Below are 8611 nucleotides of genomic sequence, written 5' to 3' on the forward strand. Positions count from 1 at the left end.
AGATATGAAAAAACAGCGGATCAAAGCACTCGGCCTCTTCCAGAACCCCCATCCACTGGTAATCGGGTAGTTGGGTCGATTGTATTGCCGAAGCGACATCCGAATCGATGTTCCAGCGTTCCAGTGGAATTTCCGATATGCAGTCGCGTCCGGCAGACACATTGTTCCAATACTCCTCGATGTTTTTTGACATGGGGAATCGCCCTGACATGCCGATGACGGCAATGGCCCGGTCTTCATGCGGAGCAGAGTTTACCCCGCCCGCTTGCCCGCTGGAGACGGTATTTACCGTTCGGGCAGCGGTGTAGGTACAAGCGTGCGTCATCAGGATTTCCGCGATTCCGTCCACATGCCGGTTCTGCCAGTTTTCGTAATCCGTGCCCGCTACCCATTGATTAAAGGCCCCTATCGCAGGACCGCAGTACACCACAAAATTATCTTTTTCGGATAACTCCCCCCGCAGTGTGACGGCATTGCAATGCGCAAAATACCATTTAAAAATCAGCGCCATTTTCAACCGTGGGTTGTCCATTACCTCTACCAATTGAACCGGATTGCTGCGCTGCTTGTGTTCACAGACAAGCTCCCACACCTGTTCGAATGTTCGTTTAAAATAATGCTGCTCTAGCTCCCGGCGCGTAGCGGGGGGGATGTCCTCTATACACGTATGCTGGGTAAACAACTGATACAGCTTGTTGGCCCGGGCTGCAAACTGCGTCTGTTTTTTGACCACTTGCACCTTGGCACCAATCTCGAACATATCGCCGGCAACCGTAATCGTCGTATCGTGAACCGAAAGGGACTGCAGCAGTTCCTTCACAGCTTCATGCGCACCGCTTTCAACCGTACATTGATTGACCGAACCCGTGAAAATAAAATCGGCGCCGAGCATAAACGCCGCCGCAACGGCCTCGGGCGTTCCGATGCCCCCGCCGCATCCCACCATAATCTCTTCCTCATAGCTGTACTGGTTGTGCATCGCTTGTCTCAGGGAAAGCACAGCAGGCAGTAGGGAAAAAGCGGCACCTTGATCGGTATGCCCGCCGGAATCCGCTTCGATTGCTAAATCATCCGCTAGTGGAAGCTGCTGCGATAATGCAGCCTCTTCCTTATTGATCCGGCCCGTTGCAAGCAGTTCCAGCACCATTTCCATAGGTGGAGGCGACAAAAACATGCGGGCGATCTCCAGCCTCGAGCATTTAGCGATAATTCTCCGCCTTGGTGTCAAGCTTCCGTTGTGCCGGGACAACCCCTTGAGACGGCAATATACCAACGGCAAGGTGATCGCTGAATAAGCTGCAGCCTCGATTACCGGAACATTCAGCTTTAAGCACAGCTCCGCTTGCTCCCATTCCTCGTCAGGATCGTCGATATTAGCAATCAGACACATGCCGTAAGGCTTTTCCGGCCCCAGTTCTTTCTGAATGCGCCCAATCCGCGTCTCAAGCTCATTTCCGCGCAGGCCTGCACTGCCAAAAAAACTGAGCAACCTTGCCCGTCCCATGGCAATCACCAACTGTTCCGATGAGATGCCGCGGTACATGGAGCCAGCGATATAATTCCATTTGCACTTGTACCGCTTCTGAAAAAGCGGATTGCCGAACCGTTCGGGAGAAACTCCCGACGGAAGCGGCGTCAGCAGCCTCTTTTCCGGTACAGGCACCTGATCACCGGAACCGCCCCGTGAAATCTCTGCACTGCTGCCGTCAGAACCAAACTGTGACAATAGTCGCTTGGCTTTCTGGGGGTTCATTGTTTTATCTTTCAAAGCCCTAAATATTTGCTCCACATTCAATGGTCATCCTCCTCTCCAAGTACCTTTAGTTCCCGAATAATTCCTGAATACGGTCCTTAACCTCCGACTGATGAAATGTCAGCTCGTGCATAATGACCTCCTGTGCAACGAATTTCGGTAGCTCCCGCCGTAAAGAACAGACCAGATGGCTTTTCAGGGCGACCAAAGAAGCACGGGGCTTATCCGCAAGCTCCTTCCCAAGCTGCAATGCATAATCCGCAACTTCAGCGCGAGGCAGCACGGGAAACGGAACCCCCCGCTTGCAGAGATCTGCTCCGCGGTAACTGCCCCCGTTCAGCAGCAGCTCTTCCCCCAATGCGAGTCCAAGCTTTTTCGGCACAATCAGCGTCGCTCCCATGCCTGGTGTAAATCCGTAACGCATAAAATTCGCTGTATATACGCTTTCTCTGCTCAAAATAACAAAGTCGGAAAACAATCCCATAACAAAGCCTCCGCCAATTCCGTGACCCTGCATTGCGGCGATGACCGGAATGGGGCAGTCAATGGCGAGGCTGTATACATTCGCATCCGTAAACTTGGCCCTACCCTCATGGATGGCAAGCAGCCCTTCCTTGGTTCCCCCTGAAGCAAAATAGGAATCATAACCCGTTAAAATAACGGCCTTATAGCTGGTTGAAGAACCGGCATATTGAAAGGCCGCAATCAAAGCCGACATTAATTCCGGCGAAAATGTATTTTTATGGATCCGATCCTGCATCGTAATCCGCAGAACACCTGGGGCAGCCTCCGTTACATCAATTACATCCGACGTCATATCCATCCCTTTCTACCGTTCTGCCGTACGCATATCAATCGGCCTCCCAAGGAAATTGTCCCGTTGCCGCAAAACGGCTGATGGCTTGCAGGTTTCCGTAGTCAGAAAATATTTCCCTGTTCCCCGACAAAGCCGTTTGCTTGAATTGGCCCAGCGAAGCGTACAGCTCGTTCATATATCGCTTGTAGCGGACAATCGCCGGCTTGGATATACGCCGCAGACGCAGTAACAGCTTGCGCAAAGCCTGACCGTCACTGTCGCAAGCGTCAATCAATCCCCATTCCACCGCTTGCCGTACCGTGATCGGCTGTGTGGTCAGCGTCAGATAGTGGGCCCGCTGAAAACCGACCCTCCGGGTCAGAAACGGAAGCACACAGGCAGGATATAAGCCGAACAACATCTCCGAAAGGCTGAACAGCGCCGTCTCGTCTGCCATTGCAATGTCGCAGGCTGTCACAAAGCCGATGCCGCCGGCATTGGCTTTGCCCCTGACGTAAGCAACCGAGATGAATGGGCCGCTTGCCAGATGTAGCCATAGATCATATAGCGCCTCGGCATCCCCCGACGCCGTATCCGCAGTGGTCATTTGCTCATGGATGTCCTGAAAGTCGGCTCCGAAGCAGAACACTTCCGGCAGCCCTTCTACGACCACTATCGAAGCGGCTTCCTCGCACTCTCGCAAGGCATGCCGGATTTCCGCAATCAACAAATCATTGATGGTATTGTTAGCGGCAGGCCTGTAGATTTGAATAAAATATACCTCCTCTTGCCGACGGATCCGAATCGTCTCATATGTCACGAGACCCACCTGTACACCCGGTGAAATTCCGATATTCTTTCTAGATACAACCGTTGTCCCCCTCCGCTGGACGCCAGCATGGCCGGCAGATCACCAAGATCCAGCTTCACGTTTCTGGTGCCGAATTTAACCGCATCGCTGGACCTTAGCAGATGGTCATAATGGGACATGGACAATTTATACCGACGGTTCAAATGTTCGGTAATTTGAAATTTATGCTGTAGCCGCTGTCCTTCGGGCGTGACAATTCCGCTATAAAATTCCGAACAGCAGCCTGAGCCGTAAGAGAAGCAGCCTACTCTGCGCGGGGCCTCAAACCTGCCGTTGTCCACAGTGCTAGCCAAAGACAGCAGCACCGTCGCCCCGAGGATATTGCCCATCTGCTGGCAATACATCAGTCCCGGAACTACACGTTGTGCAAAATCCGCCTCAATTTCCGCAGGCTTGGCTTTGGTCATCTTCCGCATCATTGAGCGGTGCGCCCCTTTAACCATTCCACCGAAAGGAGTATGAAACGCCAGGTACTGGAATGTATCCCGATAATCCGCATCGGCAACGCGTTCCGCATACTCCAGATAAGTTTTTTCGCAGCAATCCAGATACGAGAGCAACGAAAGATCCGAGTTGCCGGCTTCGCTGTCCGGAATAGGACGGCAAGTATCCATCACTTCATAGCCGTAATAACCGTTTGCACCCACATCGACCTGAAAGACTGCCGGATTCTCACCAACAAGGATGGCAACGGCCCCTGCGCCGGAGCTGGGTTCGACAAAAGACCAGTCGGCCGTCAAAGCCTCGCCGCCGTCAACGGCTATAAAACGCGAAATATCCGTGGCGACGACAAGCGCCTTTGCCCCGGGCGAAGCTTGCGACAAAATAAAATTGCCCGCCATTTGAAACCCTGCCGTGCCTGAGTAACAGGCCTGCTTGATTTCGAACATCCGACAATTTCGGCTGAGCCCCAGGTAATGATGAACATAAGTGCTGATGGATTTGCCGAAATCGATTCCCGATTCCGTGCATGTAATCAGCAGCTCGATGCTTTTCTTGTCCGCTTCCGGCAGCGACTCAATTATCGGCTTCGCTGCATTGACAGCAAAGGTCACTGGATCTTCACAGATCAGCGAAACTGCCTTTTCTTTCATCAGTAAGTTATCGAAACGTGTCGTGTCGAGATTGCGGTGCCGCGCCAACTCAAACACATCCAGGTAGGCAGTACCGCCATATACATTCATCGCTTCAATTCCGACCGTCTTCATGATGACCCTCCTTGGTGTTGCGTGTATTAGATTTTTTGTAGACACAACGATGTATTGATCCCACCGAATCCCAGGCTTAGCTTTAGCATTCTTGTCATCGAATACTGGATTGCCCGTTCCTGCACCCAGTTAAAAGAGTCATCGACCGGCTCACACAGATTGCGCGTCGGATGAAGCATTCCCGCCTCCATTTGCAGCAGACCGGCAATAAGTTCAACCGTTCCGGCTGCGCTTAAGCCATGTCCGGTCAACGACTTGGTTGCATTGATGGGTGCATGCGCAAGTCCGCACTCGCGCAGTGCGTTTAGCTCGGTCGCATCGCCCAGCAACGAACCGGTGCCATGCGGGTTGACGTAATCGATAGCTGCAGGCGGCAGGCCGGCTTGCTTCAGCGCCCGCCGGATCACCTGCACCTCTCCCTCCAAGGAAGGATTGGGATTGCGGTTGCCGTCCGAGGCGATGGCCCAGCCTGTAATCGTAGCGTACATTCTCGCTTGGCGGGATGCGGCGAAAGCGGCATCCTCTACAACTACCGCTCCGCTGGCCTCGCCGTAAATAAAGCCGTCATGCAGACGGTCAAAAGGACGGCAGGCGGCGTCCGGTTCGTCGGCGAAACGGTCGCTCCCCATCGCCCCCAACGAGCGAAATCCTTGGCATTCCATGTAAGACAGATCCGCAAGCGCTCCGAGGGCAATACAGACATCCACCTGCTTGGAGCGTACAGCTTCGACGGCCTGAATCACAGCTGCCTGGCCGCTGGCCGAAGCGCCGCCAAGCGTAAACGCCGGCCCGTGAATGCCGAAATGTTCGGTGCATATCCCGCACAAATCGCTGTCCATGTAGGCAAGTCCGTATGTAGGCCGCAGGAACGCTAGACGCTCCGCGTAAGCTTCATAGGCCAGCAATTGTTCACGCTGCTGGAAGTTCGATCCACCGATGATCAGCCCGATACGTTCCGGTTCTACGCCGCCGAGACGGGCATCGTCCCAAGCCTCCTGTAGCACCGTCAAGGCAGCTTGGCTCGTTAAAGATAAATTACGCAGCTGACGGGGCGTGAAGCGCTCTGGTAACCGAAGCGGCGGCAGCTCCGCTCCCAAGAATGCGGTCTGTTTCTGCCGTCCGGGTCGCTTCATTACGTCAAAGCCGTGCCGCCCTTCCATAAGGGCGGACGCGAACGCCTTCTTCCCTTGAGCTATCGCAGAAACTACCCCGACTCCAGTAATGACCGGCTCAAACCGATTCAAGTTTGCTGTGAAGGACATCCACCAGTTCTCCTATGTTGCGGGCGCCGAATAATTCCACGCGCGGAATTTGTAACGACAACGCCTCCATGACCATCATTACAATTTCCGCCCGGTCCAACGAGTTGGCGCCCAGATCAGCCAGCCGGTCACTCGACTGAAACGAATGCCCCGCCAACTCCGGCAGTACCTCGCAGGTCTGGCTTATGACCAGCGTCAACAATTCTTCTTTGCTCATTTCGCGGTCTCCTTTTCTTGTATAAATTGATAAAGCTGATTGGCTTCCGCCAGCTCAATCTCGCCTCGATAAAGCAGTTCCAGCACCTCATCCAAAGTAGGCGGATCGGTCCGTTTGCCAAGCCCGACCAGCTTCCCTTCGGCAGGAGGGCATGCCTTCGCATGCTCCCTGGCCACATATGCCGCAAACTCGGCCAGATTCGGATAGTCATAGATTTTAGTTGCCGCGATTTGGGTTCCAAACCGTTTGTTCACCGAGCGGACCCATTCCACACCGACAATTGAATCCATTCCCAGTTCAATGAACGGCCGAGTCAGACTTACTGCTTCCCGTTCAAGAAACAGGGCTTCGGACAGGGATACCGTAAGTTCTTCAAGCAGATGGTCCTCTGGGTCCGCAACCAGCGCGGTGTGAACGTCGGTGCCCAACTGCGTGGAAGCCTGCCTGTCGGCCGTAAGAACTTCGTTCTCCAAACGGCGCCGTTCCTTGGCCAGAAACCCGGCAAACATGCGGACCGTCGGATAATCGTATATTCTGGTAGCGGCAATTGCAGTGCCGTAACGTTTATTCACCGACCGTATCCACTCGACACCGACTATTGAGTCCATTCCCAGTTCAATGAACGGCCGAGTCGGACTTACTGCTTCCCGTTCAAGAAACAGGGCTTCGGACAGGGATACCGTAAGTTCTTCAAGCAGATGGTCCTCTGGGTCCGCAACCAGCGCGGTGTGAACGTCGGCGTCCAACTGCGTGGAAGCCTGCCTGTTGGCCGCAGGAACTTCGTTCTCCAAACGGCGCCGTTCCTTGGCCAGAAACCCGGCAAACATGCGGACCGTCGGATAATCGTATATTCTGGTAGCGGCAATTGCAGTGCCGTAACGTTTATTCACAGACCGAATCCACTCGACACCGACTATCGAATCCATCCCCAGCTCAATAAAAGGTCTGTCGGCCTCCACAAGATCCGGCTCCATAAACAAAGCCTCGCCTAGGCTGGTGCACAGTTCAACCGCCAACGCTGCCGTCTCTTCGCCACTGGGAGCCACCGGCAGCGGCATTAGCGCAGGCAATTCAAGCGCTGTTTTAAGTCCAGCCGGCCGAACGCCATCCGGGCTTTTTGACACGGGAGTTAGCGAGACGAACGGTTTCGTCCGCTCAAAAGCTTCGTTCTGTTCGGGGATCAGCCCGCTCAGTGGGCGAAGCGCTATTTTACCCCGCTTCCTTGCTGCAGCAGACAAGGAAGCTGCGGCTTCCGCGGGAACACCCACCGTTTCCGGCTCAACCAATGCATCCAGCTTGTGTCCGGCGGGAATATCTTTCCGCATTGTCGTCTCTGCCAGTTGCCGATTCGCTTGCGACGGTATATTTTCTGCGGCCCTCCTCACAAGAGATGGTGCCGCCGACCCCGGTTGCAGCATCCCGAGAGGGCGCTGGATAATATGCGACAGCCAATAACGCTCTCTCGCAAAGGGATAGCCTGGCGCATGAGCACGGCGCACTCCGCAGTTCATAAAGAGTCTGCTCCAAACCAGGTCATATCCTTGACAGTAAAGCTCGGCAAGGGAGAGCAAGGTTTCATAATACAATTCAGGTCGCTTAAGCTGGTCGCGGCTCTGCTCCAACAGTTCTTCGCCATAACGGGCAATGTCTTGTGTGCCGCTGAATTCCCGCTGCACTACGTCCATGTACAAACCCGGAGGCTGTGATTGGCTGCCGGATTGAAGCAGAGCGGATACAGCCTCTTCGCAGTTGCGGACGACGACGGCACAGCGGTAGAGAAAATGGAAACGGCCCTCCAGGAGTGTACGGCTCAGTTCGGCCAAATCCGGCGTTTCCTTCCCGCCATGCTGCAATACAGCCAAAAGATCGGCTATTTTGCCCTCAAGCGCAGCTTCGCTTTTGGCTGACAGCAGTAGCAAATAAGCCGGAGTCCCGGCTTCAACCGGTTCCCGCCGCTTTTCGTAACCTTCGACAACAACATGAGCATTGGTGCCGCTCATCCCAAACGCGCTGACCGCACCTAAACGGCGCTTCCCCTTTCTGCTCGGCCAAGGCTTGGCTGTTTTATTCAAATAAAAAGGGCTTCGCTCCCAACGGATGTATTCATTATCTTGCTCACAATTCAGCGTGGCCGGAATACATTCGAACCGCAAGGACTGAACCATCCCAATTAAACTTACAAGCCCCGAGGTCCCAAGCGTGTGGCCGAAATTCGTTTTATTGGAGATTATGGCGCAATATTGTTCACGGCTGGTATAGGTTTTAAAAGCATCACATAGCGCATTGAACTCAACGGGATCGCCCAGCTTTGTTCCGGTTCCATGCGCAGCCACAACCTCAATCTCTTCTGGTTGAATTCCATAGCGCTTATATACTGTGCGAAGCAATTTGCTCTGTGCAGCCCCGTTCGGCGCTGTAATCCCGTTTGTTTTGCCGTCATAGTTAATACCGCTGCCTCTAATTACCGCATAAATCGGATCGCCGTCGGCTTCGGCATCGGCTAA

The 8611-nt window shown here is 53.9% G+C and carries 7 protein-coding genes; all 7 read right to left on the minus strand.

Features of this window, described 5'->3' with window-relative positions:
• The coding region (locus L696_RS0115180) for a PfaD family polyunsaturated fatty acid/polyketide biosynthesis protein (protein ID WP_245233370.1) at window positions 1-1789 on the minus strand (1789 nt) is incomplete at its 3' end.
• 31 nt (window positions 1790-1820) lie between these two features.
• Window positions 1821-2570 carry a polyketide synthase gene (locus L696_RS0115185; RefSeq protein WP_025684404.1) on the minus strand — a complete coding sequence of 250 codons (750 nt, stop codon included), beginning with the start codon at window positions 2568-2570 and terminating at the stop codon, window positions 1821-1823.
• Window positions 2571-2604: 34 nt separating this feature from the next.
• A complete protein-coding gene (locus tag L696_RS0115190; protein WP_025684405.1) occupies window positions 2605-3369 on the minus strand; it encodes an enoyl-CoA hydratase/isomerase in 765 nt (254 codons plus the stop codon).
• Entirely contained in the window at window positions 3366-4628 is a 1263-nt protein-coding gene (locus L696_RS0115195; RefSeq protein WP_025684406.1) for a hydroxymethylglutaryl-CoA synthase family protein, read from the minus strand. Before L696_RS0115195 ends, L696_RS0115190 begins: the two co-directional genes overlap by 4 nt.
• A 26-nt stretch (window positions 4629-4654) precedes the next feature.
• Window positions 4655-5890 (minus strand): beta-ketoacyl synthase N-terminal-like domain-containing protein, encoded by a 1236-nt coding sequence (locus tag L696_RS0115200; protein ID WP_025684407.1) that lies wholly within the window; start codon window positions 5888-5890, stop codon window positions 4655-4657.
• Entirely contained in the window at window positions 5859-6107 is a 249-nt protein-coding gene (locus tag L696_RS0115205; protein ID WP_025684408.1) for an acyl carrier protein, read from the minus strand. Before L696_RS0115205 ends, L696_RS0115200 begins: the two co-directional genes overlap by 32 nt.
• Window positions 6104-8611 (minus strand): phosphopantetheine-binding protein (locus L696_RS0115210; RefSeq protein ID WP_025684409.1); only part of this gene is annotated, 2508 nt, incomplete at its 5' end. The genes L696_RS0115210 and L696_RS0115205, both read right to left, overlap by 4 nt.

This window comes from Paenibacillus maysiensis, from assembly GCF_000520815.1.
GTDB classification, from domain to species: Bacteria; Bacillota; Bacilli; order Paenibacillales; family Paenibacillaceae; genus Paenibacillus; species Paenibacillus maysiensis.

Excerpts from the sequence above, each read along its gene's own strand:
- L696_RS0115185 (WP_025684404.1), bottom strand. The coding sequence starts at position 2,570 with ATGACGTCGGATGTAATTGATGTAACGGAGGCTGCCCCAGGTGTTCTG.
- L696_RS0115195 (WP_025684406.1), bottom strand. The coding sequence starts at position 4,628 with ATGAAGACGGTCGGAATTGAAGCGATGAATGTATATGGCGGTACTGCC.
- L696_RS0115200 (WP_025684407.1), bottom strand. The coding sequence starts at position 5,890 with ATGTCCTTCACAGCAAACTTGAATCGGTTTGAGCCGGTCATTACTGGA.
- L696_RS0115205 (WP_025684408.1), bottom strand. The coding sequence starts at position 6,107 with ATGAGCAAAGAAGAATTGTTGACGCTGGTCATAAGCCAGACCTGCGAG.